This is a genomic window from Leisingera sp. ANG-DT (assembly GCF_000813785.1).
Classification (GTDB): Bacteria; Pseudomonadota; Alphaproteobacteria; order Rhodobacterales; family Rhodobacteraceae; genus Leisingera.
The window spans coordinates 58,571-73,441 of sequence record NZ_JWLE01000010.1 but is presented as its reverse complement, the minus strand read 5'-3'; the positions used below and the strand labels follow the sequence as shown (position 1 = coordinate 73,441).

At 61.9% G+C, this 14,871-nt stretch carries 19 protein-coding genes; 8 read left to right on the top strand and 11 right to left on the bottom strand.

All coding sequences use genetic code 11. The features are described 5' to 3' along the window. The first annotated feature begins 59 nt into the window (after window positions 1-59). On the top strand, window positions 60-839 hold the full coding sequence (locus RA21_RS11155; RefSeq protein WP_039148830.1) for a hypothetical protein: 780 nt from the start codon (window positions 60-62) through the stop codon (window positions 837-839). Between the two features lie 10 nt (window positions 840-849). Here the strand turns inward: RA21_RS11155 and RA21_RS11150 are convergent, their stop codons facing one another. Both RA21_RS11150 and RA21_RS11145 read right to left on the bottom strand, forming a co-directional pair. Then, entirely contained in the window at window positions 850-1,263 is a 414-nt protein-coding gene (locus RA21_RS11150; protein WP_039148827.1) for a hypothetical protein, read from the bottom strand. A 14-nt stretch (window positions 1,264-1,277) separates the two neighbouring features. Further along, entirely contained in the window at window positions 1,278-2,480 is a 1,203-nt protein-coding gene (locus tag RA21_RS11145; protein ID WP_019295626.1) for a pyridoxal phosphate-dependent aminotransferase, read from the bottom strand. A 97-nt stretch (window positions 2,481-2,577) separates the two neighbouring features. Between RA21_RS11145 and RA21_RS11140 the strand changes: the two genes are divergently transcribed. The 3 genes from RA21_RS11140 (at window position 2,578) to RA21_RS11130 (ending at window position 3,835) form a co-directional block, all read left to right on the top strand. Continuing rightward, the gene (locus RA21_RS11140) at window positions 2,578-2,994 is read left to right on the top strand and encodes a helix-turn-helix domain-containing protein (protein ID WP_039148823.1); all 417 of its coding nucleotides are present in this window, start codon (window positions 2,578-2,580) and stop codon (window positions 2,992-2,994) included. Between the two features lie 9 nt (window positions 2,995-3,003). Beyond that, a complete protein-coding gene (locus RA21_RS11135; protein ID WP_039149107.1) occupies window positions 3,004-3,261 on the top strand; it encodes an FAD assembly factor SdhE in 258 nt (85 codons plus the stop codon). Window positions 3,262-3,337: 76 nt separating this feature from the next. Continuing rightward, window positions 3,338-3,835, top strand: a complete 498-nt coding sequence (locus tag RA21_RS11130) for a MarR family winged helix-turn-helix transcriptional regulator (protein WP_193386808.1) — start codon at window positions 3,338-3,340, stop codon at window positions 3,833-3,835. Between the two features lie 518 nt (window positions 3,836-4,353). On the opposite strand, the gene RA21_RS11125 is transcribed toward RA21_RS11130, so the two are convergent. The 3 genes from RA21_RS11125 to RA21_RS11115 all read right to left on the bottom strand — a co-directional run bounded on the left by RA21_RS11125 (window position 4,354) and on the right by RA21_RS11115 (window position 7,207). After that, window positions 4,354-4,782 (bottom strand): VOC family protein, encoded by a 429-nt coding sequence (locus RA21_RS11125; RefSeq protein ID WP_039148820.1) that lies wholly within the window; start codon window positions 4,780-4,782, stop codon window positions 4,354-4,356. Window positions 4,783-4,853: 71 nt separating this feature from the next. Then, window positions 4,854-6,275: a hypothetical protein gene (locus RA21_RS11120; RefSeq protein ID WP_237754555.1), complete on the bottom strand. Its 1,422-nt coding sequence runs from the start codon at window positions 6,273-6,275 to the stop codon at window positions 4,854-4,856. A 14-nt stretch (window positions 6,276-6,289) separates the two neighbouring features. After that, window positions 6,290-7,207 (bottom strand): hypothetical protein, encoded by a 918-nt coding sequence (locus RA21_RS11115; protein ID WP_039148817.1) that lies wholly within the window; start codon window positions 7,205-7,207, stop codon window positions 6,290-6,292. 248 nt (window positions 7,208-7,455) lie between these two features. Here RA21_RS11115 and RA21_RS11110 point away from each other — a divergent pair, with 248 nt between their 5' ends. Further along, entirely contained in the window at window positions 7,456-8,289 is an 834-nt protein-coding gene (locus tag RA21_RS11110; RefSeq protein WP_019295619.1) for a thymidylate synthase, read from the top strand. A 31-nt stretch (window positions 8,290-8,320) separates the two neighbouring features. Next, the gene (locus RA21_RS11105) at window positions 8,321-8,800 is read left to right on the top strand and encodes a dihydrofolate reductase (protein WP_039148814.1); all 480 of its coding nucleotides are present in this window, start codon (window positions 8,321-8,323) and stop codon (window positions 8,798-8,800) included. Between the two features lie 57 nt (window positions 8,801-8,857). On the opposite strand, the gene RA21_RS11100 is transcribed toward RA21_RS11105, so the two are convergent. Further along, complete coding sequence (locus RA21_RS11100) at window positions 8,858-9,064, bottom strand: cold-shock protein (protein ID WP_019295617.1); 207 nt, start codon at window positions 9,062-9,064, stop codon at window positions 8,858-8,860. Window positions 9,065-9,253: 189 nt separating this feature from the next. Here RA21_RS11100 and RA21_RS11095 point away from each other — a divergent pair, with 189 nt between their 5' ends. After that, on the top strand, window positions 9,254-9,571 hold the full coding sequence (locus RA21_RS11095; protein WP_019295616.1) for an arsenate reductase family protein: 318 nt from the start codon (window positions 9,254-9,256) through the stop codon (window positions 9,569-9,571). A gap of 42 nt (window positions 9,572-9,613) precedes the next feature. Next, window positions 9,614-9,982 (top strand): hypothetical protein, encoded by a 369-nt coding sequence (locus RA21_RS11090; RefSeq protein WP_039148812.1) that lies wholly within the window; start codon window positions 9,614-9,616, stop codon window positions 9,980-9,982. 75 nt (window positions 9,983-10,057) lie between these two features. Here RA21_RS11090 and RA21_RS11085 read toward each other — a convergent pair whose 3' ends face one another. From RA21_RS11085 to thrS, 5 genes are all read right to left on the bottom strand, one after another. Then, complete coding sequence (locus RA21_RS11085) at window positions 10,058-10,621, bottom strand: DoxX family protein (protein ID WP_019295614.1); 564 nt, start codon at window positions 10,619-10,621, stop codon at window positions 10,058-10,060. Window positions 10,622-10,625: 4 nt separating this feature from the next. Beyond that, window positions 10,626-11,381 carry an HvfC/BufC N-terminal domain-containing protein gene (locus RA21_RS11080; protein WP_039148810.1) on the bottom strand — a complete coding sequence of 252 codons (756 nt, stop codon included), beginning with the start codon at window positions 11,379-11,381 and terminating at the stop codon, window positions 10,626-10,628. Continuing rightward, window positions 11,378-12,232, bottom strand: coding sequence for an MNIO family bufferin maturase (gene bufB / locus RA21_RS11075; protein WP_039148807.1), 855 nt, complete (start codon window positions 12,230-12,232; stop codon window positions 11,378-11,380). Before bufB ends, RA21_RS11080 begins: the two co-directional genes overlap by 4 nt. Before the next feature lie 69 nt (window positions 12,233-12,301). After that, complete coding sequence (locus tag RA21_RS11070; RefSeq protein WP_019295611.1) at window positions 12,302-12,607, bottom strand: BufA1 family periplasmic bufferin-type metallophore; 306 nt, start codon at window positions 12,605-12,607, stop codon at window positions 12,302-12,304. A 221-nt stretch (window positions 12,608-12,828) separates the two neighbouring features. After that, window positions 12,829-14,775 (bottom strand): threonine--tRNA ligase, encoded by a 1,947-nt coding sequence (gene thrS, locus RA21_RS11065; protein ID WP_039149105.1) that lies wholly within the window; start codon window positions 14,773-14,775, stop codon window positions 12,829-12,831. Window positions 14,776-14,871 lie beyond the last annotated feature (96 nt).

The window sequence follows — 14,871 nt, the reverse complement described above, 5'->3', positions numbered from 1 at the left end:
GGGAAGGCCTGCGGTTGTGCTAGGCTTGCACTTTCTTTGACAGGCAGGAGTGGAAGGCCATGGTGCAGGACTTCGCAGGGCTAGCCTGGCGCTTGCTGGCGGCTGGAGTGCTGGCCGGACTGTTTCTGTGCCTGCCCGCGGCGCTGGCAGAACAGGCGGACCGGCAGGCGGCTCCCCGCGCCGGGCTGATGTGGAACCGCACGGGGCTGCCCGCAGTGTTTCCCCTGCAAGTCAAATCGCCTGCAGGCGCTGATTACTATCTGGTGCTGTCCGGCAGCGGTGGTGACGCTCTGGCGGCCTATGTTCGGGGCGGTGCCTTCTTTAAGGTGCTGGTGCCGCCGGGGCGCTATGCGCTGCGCTTTGCCAGTGGCACGGACTGGCAAGATGAAGAGCGGCTGTTCGGGCCGGACACCGTGGTGTTTGAACTGCCGCAGGTGCTGGAGTTTGCAGTCCGCGGTGCGGGTCTTAAGGCTGGTCATCTGGTGACGCTGACACGGGAGTCTTCGGGCGGCGGTTTGCGGGCCGAGGTCAAAGGGCAATTCGTTTGCCAGATCGCTACCTTGGAAGGGGCTGAGCCGTCCCGGATTCAGGCGGAGCCGCCCCGCGGGTTCATCCTGGGCGGCAATATGCATGCAAGGGCTGTTCTGCATCTGAGGTGGCGCCTGGGCCTGACCGGGGTGGAGCCGGGCACGCCGGACGCGCTGTGGCAGCGCAGCCTGTTTGTGCTGGGAAATCCGGGTCTGCCGAGGCACATGCCGCAATTTCTCAGCCCGCCCCAGCTGACGCGGTTTCAAAGCGGGTTCCGGTCATATTCCGTGCGGTCGCTGTACTGCGGTTGACGCGGCGGTCTTATTCCCCGCTGCGCTCTTTCATCAGCCGGTCGGCTTTTTTGCGCACCAGCACGCTGCGCAGGTCGTGCATCGCCAGCAAAAGCGCGTCGGTCACGTCTTCCAGCTGCTCCTCCGTTGCGCGGCTGTTGGCCCACTGAGCGGTCAGGTTCAGGTGGTCGATGGCGCGGTGGATGTCGTCCACGTCGCGGGCTGCCAGCGTGGCGGCACGGGTCGCCATCCAGGATTTGATCTCGGCGAGGTCCTGACCGGTCAGCTGGCGCTGGCCGTGCGGTTTGATCTCGCCGTTGCGGATGTTCACAACGGCGATCTGGTCCATCTCGATCCGCCGGTTGCGGTTCTCGGTATCGACACGGAAGACAAAAGCGCCGTTCTCACGGACGCGGAAGTAATACTCCGGCAGATCGGCGCTCATGCTCGTGTCTCCTGTCAGGTCAGCGCGGCGCAGAAGGTCTGGATGCGGCGGCAGGCCTCTTCCAGCGCTTCGTCGGAGGTCGCGTAGCTGACGCGGAAGTTCGGCGACAGGCCGAAGGCGGCACCAAAGACCACAGCGACGTCTGCCTCCTCCAGCAGGGCGGTGGCGAAATCCTCATCGGTTTCAATCACTTTTCCTGACGGGGTCGTCTTGCCGATCAGCCCGGCGATGGACGGGTAGACGTAGAACGCACCCTCAGGCACGGGGCAGGAGATGCCCTCGATCTCTGACAGCATGGAGACCACCAGGTCGCGGCGGCGGACGAATTTTTCGTTGTTGGGCGCCAGGAAGGCTTGCGTGCCGTTCAGAGCCTCCACCGCGGCCCATTGGCTGACCGAGCAGGGGTTGGAGGTGGACTGCGACTGCACCTTGCGCATGGCGGCGATCAGCTTTTCGGGGCCTGCGGCATAGCCGATGCGCCAGCCGGTCATCGCATAGGCCTTGGAGACACCGTTGCAGGTGAGGGTGCGCTCATAAAGAGCGGGTTCCACCTGCGCCGGGGTGCAGAATTCAAACCCGTCATAGGCGAGATGCTCGTACATGTCGTCGGTCATCACCCAGACGTGGGGGTGGCGCATCAGCACGTCGGTCAGCTCTTTCAGCTCTGCCCGGCTGTAGCCCGCGCCCGTGGGGTTGGAGGGCGAGTTGAAGATGAACCACTTGGTCTTGGGGGTGATCGCGGCTTCGAGCTGATCCGCGGTCAGCTTGAAATTGGTTTGCAGCGAGGTTTCGGCAATCACCGGGGTGCCGCCGGCCAGCAGCACCATATCGGGGTAGCTGACCCAATAGGGGGCGGGAATCACCACCTCATCGCCCTCGTTCAGTGTGGCCATCAGGGCATTGTACAGCGTCTGCTTGCCGCCGGTGCCGACAGAGACCTGCGCGGGCGTGTAGTCGAGACCATGGTCGCGCTTCATCTTGGCGCAGACGGCCTGTTTCAGCTCCGGTATGCCGTCGGGAGCAGTGTATTTGGTCTTGCCCGCGGCAATGGCGGCAACCGCCGCATCCTTGATGTTCTGCGGCGTGTCGAAATCCGGCTCGCCCGCCGACAGGCCAATGACGTCACGTCCCGCCGCCTTCAGCTCTGCCGCTTTTGCGGTCATCGCTATGGTCGGCGACGGTTTGACGCGGGATAAGGTCTCAGACAGGAAAGACATTGGCGGTGCCCCGGTTTGTATGTTGTGCGGAACTGTCATAGGTTGCCGCCAAACAGCGATCAAGCTGCATTGGCACTTTGAGTTAGGAGAACTGACAATGACTGAGCAGAACACAGACTGGTATGGCCCGGATGCAGCAACTTTCGGCGACCGCGTTGCAGCGGCGCGCGAAGCGGGCGGGATGACCCAGGGCCAGCTGGCACGCCGTATCGGCGTCAAGAAATCGACCCTCAGCGCCTGGGAGCGGGACCTGTCCGAGCCGCGCGCCAACAAGCTGACCATGCTGGCGGGCCTGTTGAACGTGTCGATGTCCTGGCTGCTGACCGGCGAGGGTGAAGGCATGTCCGAACCGGCGCCGCTGGAACTGGAAGCAGGCGATTTTGCTAGCGTCCTGAACGAGTTGCGCTCGCTGCGCAGCGAAATGCGCCAGAACGCGGAGCGTGCTGCGCGGCTGGAGAAGAAATTGCGGAGCCTGTTGCAGGTGAACGAGGCGCCGGCAGCGGAAACTGCCTGAGGCCTGATGATGCAAGAAGACCGTGCCACCCGCCTGAAGCGGCTGCAGATGCGCTCGATGCGCCGGGGTATCAAGGAAATGGATATCCTGCTGTCAGCCTATGCAGCCGCAAGCCTGGAGCAGATGGATACGGCGCAGCTGGATCTTTATGACCAGCTTCTGCTGGAGAATGATCAGGATCTGTACCAGTGGGTGACCGGTCAGGCGGAACCGCAGGAGCGGTTCCGCGCCCTCGTGGCGGACATAGCACAAACCCATCAAAAATAATAAAATTCCGGCTTAACTGATTTTTCGGGAATTGTTGGCATCTTGTCTTAGAAGCAAATTCGAGTCGGAGATGCGAATGAGTATGGAATTGCCAATTGGCCAGACGGACCGCAAAGGTTTCATGACTGGCTATCTGGAGGCGCTGGGTCTGCTTGAGCGCCTTCACCGCCTGCTGCTGGATGTCATCAAGGATGAGTTTGAGCGCGTCGGCGTGCTGGAGATCAATGCGGTCCAGGCGCTTTTGCTGTTCAACATCGGTGACAATGAGGTGACTGCCGGGGAACTGAAAACCCGCGGCTACTATCAGGGCAGCAACGTCAGCTACAACCTCAAGAAGCTGGTCGAAATGGGCTATATGCACCATCAGCGTTGCGAGATCGACCGCCGTTCCGTCCGGGTGCGTCTGACCCCGCGCGGCCGCGAGATCCGCGACATCGTGTCAGCGCTGTTCTCCCGCCATGCCGAAGGGCTGGAAGGCAAGAACGTGATTTCCTCTGAAGGGATCGAGGACATTACCGCTTCGCTGAAGCGGATGGAGCGCTACTGGTCGGATCAGATCCGCTACATTTACTGAAGCCAGACTGGGAAACAGACCAGCAGGCAAGAGGCCGCAGAGCCGGGGAACACCGGCAGGCCGCTGACAGGGCATGAGGGGAAACCATGCTCTGACCGAAAGCAAAGGGAAAGCGCCGGGCCCCGGACGGGGTCACGGCAGAAGGCCGCAGAAGCGCCGCCCTTTTTCCTGGATCGAAGTCTGTAAGAGACGATCAGACGGCACCGGCAGCCCCCATTGGGGGCTGCGCCGGTTTTTTGCGTTACAGTAAGCTCTTACACGGCCGGGCGGCAAGCTGACCTAGGCCGTTCGGCCTTTGGCGCCTGTTTCGGCCGGGGGGGCTTGCTGGCCTTGCAGCCTGGTTTTCACGGCGGCTCAGCGCTGCTGTTGGCCGCGGTTAAGCCTGCGCCTGACTTCCGGGCGCGCTGCGTGCCGCTTCCCGCTGTATCTGATGCCAGGCTCTGCGGCCCGCCACCGGCAGGCCAGGCAGCCTTTCCAATGGCATGAGCCGCCGTTTGTCCCGTCGCCAAAGGCCAGCCTTACCAGTGGCCGGTATTTTCCATGCTGGCCCAAGGCTCTGCCGGGGGCAGGGACCCGCCATTTTGCAGCAGTTCGATGGAAATATTGTCGGGCGAGCGCACAAAAGCCATGTGCCCGTCGCGCGGCGGACGGTTGATGGTGACGCCGTTGTCCATCAGGTGCTGACAAACGGCATAAATGTCGTCCACCCCATAGGCAAGGTGGCCGAAATGGCGGCTGTCGCTGGGCAGCGCGTCGTCCCCGTCCCAGTTCCAAGTGAGCTCGACCGGGGCGTCCTCCTGACCCGGGGGCGCCATGAACACCAGGGTGAACCGGCCCTGCTCGTTGTCCCAGCGGCGGGTCTCCTTGAGGCCCAGCAGCTCAAAGAAGGCCATGGATTTCTCCAGGTCTTTCACCCGGACCATGGTGTGCAGATAGGTGAGGGGCATTGGCGGTCTCCTGTTTGGGTTTGCGGCCCTGGTATATTCACCGTGCAGGCCCGTGCTGAACAGATACGGGGTCAGAACTTTGATTCAATGCCCAGAGAAACGGAAAATTCCGAACTGTCAAAGCGGCTGTGATTGGAACTGCGCTTGCCTGCGCGGACCCGCAGCATGGGGGCAAACCCTGCGTAATCATAATCTTCAAAGAATACGTTCAAATCCGCATAAAGCGACTGATCCTGGCGGCCGCCGGGTATGGTTTGCCAGCCAAAACCGTTGTGGAAAATGTGATCGGGATAGTCGGCGGCTCCCAAAATCAGTCCTGTGCTGACTTTGGCCGGGCCGATGGCCTCTGCAATAGCGTAGCCGATGCGCAGGGTTGCCGTAGTTCCTGCGGAGTTGACATTGCTGGTGTGGGTGTCGCGCAATCCAAGGGAGAAGCTGAGGCTGTTGCCGTTTTCCAGCTTTCGCGACAGCGAGGCGCCGAGGCCGAACACGTCGGCCCTCAGCAAGCTCAGGCGCGGATCAATCCGGTGTTCGGCGCTGCCGTTGATGGTGAGCCGGTTCTGGCTGGAAAGGGCCCAGCTGCGGGCGCCTGACAGCTTTACCAGATTGTAGTTGCGCCTGCCGCCATACCAGGAGGTTGCACCGGTCAGGGCGACGCGGGCACTGCCAGCGCTTTCCTTGGGGCCTGCGGCAAAGGCGTGGCTCAGAGTGATTTCGCCGTAGGTGGAGCCGAATTCGGAATTGCGGGGCACGCTGGTGCCGGTCTGCGCAGCCAGCGCGGCGGCTTCTTCCTTGGCGCTGGAAGACAGGGCGACGCGCTGGACGTAGAGGCGCCCGCTGAGAGACGTCAGGCTGGTTTCGCTTTGCCGCAGGCGGCGGCCGAGGCTGCTGTCCAGGGTTCCGATAAGACCGGAAAGGGCAATGGCGCGCGGGCCGAATCTGTTCTGGTGAGAGCTGAGCCCGTCGATTTCCTGAGTCGCCGCGTCAGAGCCGTTGTTCACGTTGTTCGACGGTTTCACCCCGCCGCTGAGGCGGAAGGACCAGGGGCTGATCCGGCGCAGGGCCTGGTAATCCTTGGCAATCAGCGCGTCGGATTTGCTGTCCGGGGAATGAACTGCCGTCCGGCGCAGCCAGTATTGAGACAAGGCCGGGCTGCCGCCCTGGAACGCCAGGCGCGAGGCCAGCTGGCCCATCTGGAACTTGGCGGCACTGTCGGGAGCAAAGCGAAAAGCACGGGCGGCGGCCTTGCGGCCTTTGGCGTGCTGACCGGCTTGGGCATAGGCCACCGCTTGCAGCTGCCAGGCTATGTGGTTCTTGCGATTGGCTTGCAGCAGCGCGTCAGACACCCGCAAGGCCAGCTGCGGATTGCCGTTGTCGAGAGCGTGCGCAGCCAGAATCTGACCTTGCTCCAATGTCAGATGGGCCTGAGTCTTCGGGGACTCCTGTGCCTGTGGCTGGCCGATGGAAACGGCCAGCCCAACAAATGCTGCCACAAACCTGTGCATGTTTACGGGGTTGGCTGATCGCAGACCGGGTCGCTGCTGTCGCCCCCGCATTGCCCGAGAACAAACACGCCGTATTCCTCAATGTCTGAAGAATACCCGTCGATATGACCTGTAGCGTGAACGCTCCCAGCTACGGCTGCTGCATCAGTGCCGGAGAATATCCCGCCGTACTCGCCGAAATTGGTTTTGTCGATCGAAACATCACCAGTGAACGTTCCGTCCTCGGTAATGGACGTCGGTGCCAGCTCCAAATTGGCTGGAGACGCTGACCCGTTGTCCGTAACGGCACGATTGTAGATCAGGCCGTTTACAGTGTTATCGGCGAAGTCAGCGTTAATAAACACATCTCCCGTTATTTCCGCGGCTTGGTCGGGCTGAAGCTCCGATGGCGTACCGGCGGCAACAGGAAGAAGGTCTTCTCCGCTTCCAGCAGTGTTCAAGAGGCCTACATACGACCCTGCATAACTGACGAGACCGCCAGAAGGCTGATCCGTGTCTGGCGCAGAATAGCTGCCGGTGCGGCCATAGTTTGTACCGGCGAAGTAGTAGTTGAACTGCCCGCCTGTTGCGACAACAACGGCGTATCCGCCCTCGATCTGGCGGACATAGGCGGTGGAATGGCGGTCAAGGGACGAGTCTTGAACCGTGTAGGCTTCGTAACCGTCCCGGTCTAGGGCGGTCTTGCGAACGTAGGAGGCGGAGAACGGTGTTTCATCCAAACTCACGCCTGACACGGTCAGCGTTTGATTGGATGGGTCATAGCTAACGCTTTCAAGATCGTTTGCCAAAGCATCTGGGATCACCGACTCGGTATCCGTGCCGGTGTCCGTATCGTCATCAGTCGTTGTGGTGAAGGGATTCCCCCCGCCGCATGCGGACACCACGGACGCTGCCGCGAGCCCTAGCCAAAAGCGCCTCATCTGCCTCTACCTCAATATGTTTTATCGTTTTGCGCTACCTTCGGCCGCAGCGCTGCGCTTGTCAATTGAACAGCGCGGTTTTGGGCGCAACCGTGGCGGATGCGCTACCTGCATGTAGTTTCCTGTATCGCGCTGAGTGGCAGATATGGTAGGGTGGCGGGGTGCCAAAGGGGGTATTTTCTGACTTGGCGTGCGGCGTGCCATTGAGTATGCCGGGGTGATATTCCGGGCAGCGGCAGGGGGCGGAAATGCAGCAGTATCACGATCAGCTACAATTCATTCTGGATCACGGGGTGCCGTCGGACGACCGGACCGGCACCGGAACGCTGTCCTGTTTCGGGATGCAGGCGCGCTATTCCCTGGCGGAGGGCTTTCCGCTGGTGACCACCAAGAAGCTGCATCTGCGCTCGATCATCCATGAGCTGCTGTGGTTCCTGTCCGGCGACACCAACATCCGCTACCTGAAGGAAAACGGGGTGTCGATCTGGGACGAGTGGGCGGATGAGAACGGCGACTTGGGCCCGGTTTACGGCCACCAGTGGCGCCGTTTTCCCAAGCTGGAACTGGCTGAAGGAACCCTGGGGGATGAGCCGCTGTACCGTGCGGGCAGTGTCGACCAGATTTCGGATCTGGTGGAGATGATCCGCAAAAGCCCGGACAGCCGCCGCCTGATCGTGTCAGCCTGGAACCCTGCGGATGTGCCGGACATGGCGCTGCCGCCTTGCCATACGCTGTGGCAGGTGCGGGTTGCGGGCGGCAAGATGCATATGCAGCTCTATCAGCGCTCCGCCGACATGTTCCTGGGCGTGCCCTTCAATATTGCCTCCTATTCGCTGCTGCTGGCCATGCTGGCGCATGTGACCGGCTACGAGGCCGGGGACTTCGTGCACACGATGGGGGATGCGCATATCTATTCGAACCATGTGGAGCAGGTGCAGCTGCAGCTCTCGCGCAGCCCCAAGCCGCTGCCGCAGCTGCAGATCAAGCGGCAGGTGAATTCGATTTTCGATTTCACCTTTGATGACTTTGAAATCCTGAACTATGACCCCGACCCAGTGATCAAGGCGCCGGTGGCGGTCTGACAGGCAAGTAACACGGGCAAGGACAACAGGCATGATTACCCTGATCGCTGCGCGGGCGCGCAACGGTGCCATCGGCAAGGACAATGATATCCCCTGGTTTGCACCGGAGGATCTGAAGGCGTTCCAGCGCGAGACCCTGGGTGGCGCCATCATCATGGGCCGCAACACCTGGGACAGCCTGCCGGTGAAGCCGCTGAAGAACCGGCTCAATCTGGTGGTGTCCTCCAACCCGCAGGCGGCAGAGATTGTGCTGCCGTCGATCGAGGCAGCTGTGCAGGAGGCCTATGATCAAGGCTACCGGCGCGTCTATGGCATCGGCGGCGAGGGGATCTATCGCGGCATGCTGGACATGGCGGACAGGCTGCTGGTCACCGAGGTGGATCTGACCATCGAGGATGCAGATGCCTATTTCCCGGAGTTTCAGGCAGACAAGTGGTTCAAGGCCGGAGAAACAGTGCTTCGCGACAGCGATCCGGCCTGTGTGATGGTGGAATACCTGCGGCGATCCTGAGGCCGCTGGCAGTGCCTGCGCCCAGTCAGCACCCGGGCGCAGTGCAGAATTGATAGGCTATACAGCCTTGAGCTCTGCTGCCATTTGCCGGCCATCGCGGCCTTCGGACAGCTCATAGGCGATTTTCATATTGTCGGCGAGGCCGGTCATGCCCGACCGCTCCACCGCTGAAATGTGCACAAACACATCTTTGCCGCCTTCATCGGGTTCAATAAACCCGTACCCTTTGGTGGTGTTGAACCACTTCACGGTGCCGCTTGGCATTTCCCGTGTCTCCTTCTACTTTGCGCGTCGCCCAGGGGCATCCCGGGGCATCCGGCCTGTACCCTGACCGCGAGGGGCAAGGTGAAGCTGGACAACCTAGAGTTTTACACGGGTTGGCCGAAAATCAAGAGAAACCGGATAATTCCACCATAAATTGTGTGAATTCCGGCTGGGGAGCGTGAAGGCAACATGAAAATCTATGGACTCAAGAACTGCGATACCTGCCGTAAGGCGTTGAAAGCGCTTCCGGATTCGAGTCTGGTCGATATCCGCACGGACGGGATGCCGGACGGCCTGCTGGAAGCAGCCCATGCTCAGTTCGGGGTCAAGCTGGTCAATACCCGCTCCACCACTTGGCGGGGGTTAAGCGAAGAAGAACGTGCGGGGGAGCCGCTGGACCTGCTGCGCGCGCATCCGGCACTGATGAAGCGGCCACTGATTGAGCGTAACGGGGAATTATTCCTGGGATGGGATCAGAACACGAAGGCGGCCCTTGGCGCGGCCTAAGGCGGCGCATATGTCGTTACGGCAGATTTCAGGAGACGTATAATGCGGAATGCAGCCCTTGTTCTGGGGATCATCGCCGGGATTTTCGGCATGGTGGTGGGGTTCTTCGGCTACGGCTACACCGCTGCGGTGGAGCATTTCGGTGAGGTTGAGGGGCTCGCCGAGCAGGTCGAGAACGTCGAGAAATTGCGGCTGCTGGCGGTGCTGTCGCCGCTGCTGGCGATTGCCGGCGGCGCGATGGCGCGGGCGCGGGCCTTGTGGGGCGGTATCCTGCTGTTGGGATCGGCGGCGGGGATGTATGCGGGCTTTGGCCTCAATGTCTTCACCATCTTCCCGCTCAGCTTTGCTGCGGTGGGCGGCTTGATGGCGCTTGCGGCGGGCAAGCCGGATGAGCCCAAGCCGCATTTCTGATCCTTAGCGGAACCGCATGAAAAAGGCGCCGCTGCCGGGAGCAGGGCGCCTTTTGTTTTTGCCAATTGTTCAGTGTCAGGCGATGGCCGGTTCCATCCGGTTGCGCAGCAGGGCGTCCACAGAGAGCGCTCCGGCGCCTTTGACCACCAGGACCGCCAGCAAGAAAACCCAGAACAGCCGCTGGTCCAGGATCACCGCGTCAGGGAAGCGGTCGAACAGCGCGCCAAGGGTTTTGTCGTCGGTTGCACCGTGGCCGTAGATGTCGGTCAGCGATTGCACGATGACAAAGCCGATCATGCCAAGCGAAGCGAGGCGGGTCAGAAGGCCGATCACGATCAGCAGCGGCAGGATGAACTCGGCGTAGGTGCCGGCCAGCACAACCAGTTTCTGGAATAGCCCGAACTGGGAGACATCATAGCCGACTGCCTCCAGCTGTTTCGGGAAGATCTGGCTGTAGGCGCCGATCGAAGGGCTGAACAGGCCGAGGATGCCGTCGCCCAGCTTGGTCAGGCCGGAGTTCCAGAAGTAGAGCAGCAGGGTGGAGGCAAAGACAAAGCGCGCTGCCAGCGGCAGCAGCCAGTTGCCGCCCCTTTCCACCTGGCGGAAGACGGCGTCGTGAATGGAGACAAGTGCGTGCATGGATTTACCCTTTGCTATCCAATCCGGTGATCGCGCCGCCCTGCAACAGCAGGGCCAGCGTGGCACCCAGGTCGAAGGTTTCGTCTGCGGCGGCGGCCTGTTCCAGCGCTTCGCCGATGGTGGCGCCCTTCATCAGGGCGCGGATCCAGATGGCCCCGCCGGACGGCAGAACCTGGGGAATGGGGTCGAATTCAGGGCGGGTGACCAGCGCGTCCTGGGCCTGTGGCTCAGGCTTGGGCGCGCCGTCTTCGGTGTTGTAGCGCCAGATGGCGTGGACGGGCCAAGGCGAACAGATGACCTGCACTGCGGGCGCAAGCGTCAGCCAAGTGTTCATCAGCTGGTCTGGCGGAAGGGCTCCAAGCGCGTCAGGGGTAATGGGCGCGGCATCGGCAGCATGGTAGGCGCGGCGCAGGGCCAATTCCAGCCGGGCGACATCGCCAAGGTAGCCGAGGTGCTTGAGCTGCTGCATGCCTTCGAGGAAGGCAGGGAAATGTTCGCCGTAGAACATCATTAGCGGTGAGGAAGGGGGATGCTGGCGCAGGTAGATGCCTGCCAGCCCGTCCATGTTCTGCTTTCCCAGAAGCTTGGCAATCACCGGAAAGGCGCTGTGCATGGCATCGGTCAGGGAGACGGCCACATTGTTGCGGTACACGCTGAAGCGGCGCCCGGCGGGCTGGGCCTGATGGTCGATCAGACCGTCCGGCACCGGCTGGCCCGCATCCATCATGGCGCGGGTGAATTCTGTCTGGGTCACACTCATGCCGGAACGCGCTCCAACGCGGTTGCGGCGCGGGCGGCCTCGGCTTCCAGCACGGGCCAGTCCGGTACGTCGTTGTCCCATTCGATCAGCACCGGCTTGGGGCCGGATTTTGCCAGCGTGTAATCCAAGAGCGCCCAGACCGGATCCACCACTTCGCGCCCGTGGCTGTCGATCAGCAAGGGGTGGCCGTGGTCGTCCTCATCCTCGTCGTGGCCGCCAAGGTGGATCTCGCCGACCTTGTCCAGCGGGAAGGCGTCGATGTAGCCCTGGGGCGAGAAATCGAGGTTGGTGGCGGACACAAAGACGTTGTTCACGTCCAGAAGCAGCCCGCAGCCGGTGCGGCGGGAGATTTCGGCCAGGAATTCAGGCTCGGACCAGGTGCTCTCGGCAAAGGCGAGGTAGCTGGAAGGGTTTTCCAGCAGCATCCTGCGGCCAATGGTGTCTTGCAGTTCGTCGATATGATCACAGATCCGCTGCAGGCTGGTGTCCGTGTAGGGCAGCGGCAGCAGGTCGTTGTAGAAATGACTGTCGTGGGTGGACCAGGCCAGATGCTCGGAGAAGCTGGCAGGGTTCAGCCAGCCAACCAGATGCTTGAGCCGGGCGAGGTGGTCCGCATCCAGGGCGCCCTCGCCGCCGATCGACAGGCCGACGCCGTGAACTGACATAGCAAAGCGTTCGGACAGGTGGCGCAGCTGCGCAATTGGACGTCCGCCGTCGCCCATGTAGTTCTCGGCGTGTATTTCCAGCCATTTGACGCTGCCCGGTTCGGCGGTGATCTGGGCGAAATGCTGCGGCTTGTAGCCAACGCCTGGGGCGGCGGGCAGCCTGTCATGTGCAGCAGTGTCAAGCATGGCGGGTCCTGTAGTCCGGGTGCAAAAGGGGCGGGAATTGACACTCCCGCCCCGGAAATCAGGCCGTTCTTATGCCGGCAGATCGCGTTCCAGCGGCTCCAGCGAGCCCTTGCGCTCAGTGCCGTCTGCCATCGCCGGCAGTTCCATGCCTTCGCAGGTGCCGGCATCCACCAGAGTCCAGGCGTTGCCCTGGTAGTCGGTGGTCGAGGTGCCTGCGCAGGTGGTGCCGGGGCCGGCGGCGCAGTCGTTCTGGCCTGCCAGCGAAACGCCGTAGCATTTTTCCTTGGTGGCAGCAGCAGCGGGGATGGTCGAAGCTGCGGTCAGAGCGGCGGCAACGGCGCTGGCAACGGCCAGGGATTTTGCGGTGGTCGACATCTCGTGAATTCCTTTCGGTTTAACATGCGGTGTCGTGTTGACAGGAAAACACTAACCCGGGGCTTTCAGGAAATTAAGTCACGAGGCCGTGTCTCACGTCTGCGTCAGCGTATGTGAGACAGGATTGCAGCGCAAAGAGCTGAAATCGCGGGGTTTTACCGGATTTTGAAACAAAACGGCCCCCGGATGGGGGCCGCTGATGCTGTTTTTGGGACGGAATGTTACAGAAGGTCCGGCGGGGTGGCCTCCACCGCCAGCGACTTTGTAACATTTTCGAGGCTTTCCACCTTGGTCTGCTTTTCGCCAAGGCGGCGGACAGAGACGGTGCGCTCCTCCACCTCGCGGTGGCCGACGGCGAGAATGACCGGAACCTTGCCCACGGAATGCTCGCGGACTTTGTAGTTGATCTTCTCGTTGCGGATGTCAGCCTCGGCGCGCACGCCGGCCTTCTTCAGCTCGGCCACGACCTCTTGCACGTAGTCATCGGCGTCGGAGGTGATCGAGGCGACCACAACCTGGCGCGGCGCCAGCCAGAACGGCAGCTTGCCTGCGTGTTCCTCGATCAGGATGCCGATGAAACGCTCGAAAGAGCCGAGGGTGGCGCGGTGCAGCATGACCGGGCGGTGCTTGGCACCGTCGGCGCCGATATAGGTGGCGTCCAGGCGTTCCGGCAGCACGAAGTCCACCTGGTGGGTGCCGCACTGCCAGTCACGGCCGATGGCATCGGTCAGCACAAACTCCAGCTTGGGGCCATAAAAGGCGCCTTCGCCCGGGTTCAGTTCCGGTTCGATCCCGGCGGCGCGGGTGGCGGACAGAAGCGCGGCCTCTGCCTTGTCCCAGACTTCATCGGACCCGGCGCGGGTGTCCGGGCGGTCGGAGAATTTGACCGAGAACTTCTCGAACCCCAGATCCTTGTAGATCTTCGACAGGAAGTCGATGAATTCCGCGGTTTCGGATTCGATCTGATCCTCGGCGCAGAAGATGTGGCCGTCGTCCTGGGTGAAGCCGCGCACCCGCATGATGCCGTGCAGTGCGCCCGAGGGCTCATACCGGTTGCAGGAGCCAAACTCGGCCATGCGCAGCGGGAGGTCGCGGTAGGACTTGAGGCCCTGGTTGAAGATCTGCACGTGGCAGGGGCAGTTCATCGGCTTCAGAGCGTTCACAGCCTTCTCGCGGGCGTGTTCCTCGTCCACTTCGACGATGAACATGTTTTCCTGGTACTTGTCCCAGTGGCCCGAGGCCTCCCACAGTTTGCGGTCCACGACCTGCGGGGTGTTCACTTCGACATAGCCGCCCTTGCGCTGCTGGCGGCGCATGTAGTCCTGCAGCTGGGTGTAGACGGTCCAACCGTTCGGGTGCCAGAAGATCTGCCCCGGTGCCTCTTCCTGCATGTGAAACAGGTCCATCTCGCGGCCCAGCTTGCGGTGGTCGCGCTTGGCGGCCTCTTCCAGCATGTGGAGGTGCGCCTTCAGCTTTTCCTTGCCGGTGAAGGCAACGCCGTAGATGCGCTGCAGCATCGCGCGGGAGCTGTCGCCGCGCCAGTAGGCGCCGGCAATCGACATCAGCTTGAACGCATCGCCCGGCAGTTGGCCGGTGTGCTGCAGGTGCGGGCCGCGGCAGAGGTCCTGCCAGTCACCGTGCCAGTACATGCGCAGCGGCTCATCGCCCGGGATGCTCTCGATCAGCTCGACCTTATAAGGCTCGTTGTTGTCGGTGTAATGCTGGATCGCGCGGTCGCGTTCCCATACCTCGGTGCGGACCTCATCACGCTTGTTGATGATTTCCTTCATCTTTTTCTCGATGGCGCCGAGGTCTTCGGGGGTGAAGGGGTCTGCGCGGTCGAAGTCGTAGTACCAGCCGTTTTCAATGACCGGGCCGATGGTGACCTTGGTATCGGGCCAGATTTCCTGCACCGCGCGCGCCATCACATGTGCCAGATCGTGGCGGATCAGCTCATTGGCCTGGACCTCGTCCTTCATGGTGTGGATGGCAATGGTGGCGTCGCTGTCGATCGGCCACTGCAGATCCCAGTGCTGATCGTTGACGGTGGCGGAGATGGCCTTCTTGGCCAGCGAGGTGGAAATGCCGGAGGCCACCTGCGCGGGCGTGACGCCTGCGTCATAGGATCGTGCATTGCCATCGGGGAAAGTGAGAGAGATTTGGGCCATAGTCTGGCTGCTCCTCGTCGGTTTGGCGCCCACAGAACGCCCGGTTGCGGGTATGTGTTTGGTCTGCGCGTTTTGCTGCCAATACAGAGGCAAGTC

What these genes read in the sequence shown, in the direction of transcription:
- RA21_RS11155 (WP_039148830.1), top strand. Translation starts at nt 60, where the DNA reads ATGGTGCAGGACTTCGCAGGGCTAGCCTGGCGCTTGCTGGCGGCTGGA.
- RA21_RS11150 (WP_039148827.1), bottom strand. Translation starts at nt 1,263, where the DNA reads ATGAGCGCCGATCTGCCGGAGTATTACTTCCGCGTCCGTGAGAACGGC.
- RA21_RS11145 (WP_019295626.1), bottom strand. Translation starts at nt 2,480, where the DNA reads ATGTCTTTCCTGTCTGAGACCTTATCCCGCGTCAAACCGTCGCCGACC.
- RA21_RS11140 (WP_039148823.1), top strand. Translation starts at nt 2,578, where the DNA reads ATGACTGAGCAGAACACAGACTGGTATGGCCCGGATGCAGCAACTTTC.
- RA21_RS11135 (WP_039149107.1), top strand. Translation starts at nt 3,004, where the DNA reads ATGCAAGAAGACCGTGCCACCCGCCTGAAGCGGCTGCAGATGCGCTCG.
- RA21_RS11130 (WP_193386808.1), top strand. Translation starts at nt 3,338, where the DNA reads ATGAGTATGGAATTGCCAATTGGCCAGACGGACCGCAAAGGTTTCATG.
- RA21_RS11125 (WP_039148820.1), bottom strand. Translation starts at nt 4,782, where the DNA reads ATGCCCCTCACCTATCTGCACACCATGGTCCGGGTGAAAGACCTGGAG.
- RA21_RS11115 (WP_039148817.1), bottom strand. Translation starts at nt 7,207, where the DNA reads ATGAGGCGCTTTTGGCTAGGGCTCGCGGCAGCGTCCGTGGTGTCCGCA.
- RA21_RS11110 (WP_019295619.1), top strand. Translation starts at nt 7,456, where the DNA reads ATGCAGCAGTATCACGATCAGCTACAATTCATTCTGGATCACGGGGTG.
- RA21_RS11105 (WP_039148814.1), top strand. Translation starts at nt 8,321, where the DNA reads ATGATTACCCTGATCGCTGCGCGGGCGCGCAACGGTGCCATCGGCAAG.
- RA21_RS11100 (WP_019295617.1), bottom strand. Translation starts at nt 9,064, where the DNA reads ATGCCAAGCGGCACCGTGAAGTGGTTCAACACCACCAAAGGGTACGGG.
- RA21_RS11095 (WP_019295616.1), top strand. Translation starts at nt 9,254, where the DNA reads ATGAAAATCTATGGACTCAAGAACTGCGATACCTGCCGTAAGGCGTTG.
- RA21_RS11090 (WP_039148812.1), top strand. Translation starts at nt 9,614, where the DNA reads ATGCGGAATGCAGCCCTTGTTCTGGGGATCATCGCCGGGATTTTCGGC.
- RA21_RS11085 (WP_019295614.1), bottom strand. Translation starts at nt 10,621, where the DNA reads ATGCACGCACTTGTCTCCATTCACGACGCCGTCTTCCGCCAGGTGGAA.
- RA21_RS11080 (WP_039148810.1), bottom strand. Translation starts at nt 11,381, where the DNA reads ATGAGTGTGACCCAGACAGAATTCACCCGCGCCATGATGGATGCGGGC.
- bufB (WP_039148807.1), bottom strand. Translation starts at nt 12,232, where the DNA reads ATGCTTGACACTGCTGCACATGACAGGCTGCCCGCCGCCCCAGGCGTT.
- RA21_RS11070 (WP_019295611.1), bottom strand. Translation starts at nt 12,607, where the DNA reads ATGTCGACCACCGCAAAATCCCTGGCCGTTGCCAGCGCCGTTGCCGCC.
- thrS (WP_039149105.1), bottom strand. Translation starts at nt 14,775, where the DNA reads ATGGCCCAAATCTCTCTCACTTTCCCCGATGGCAATGCACGATCCTAT.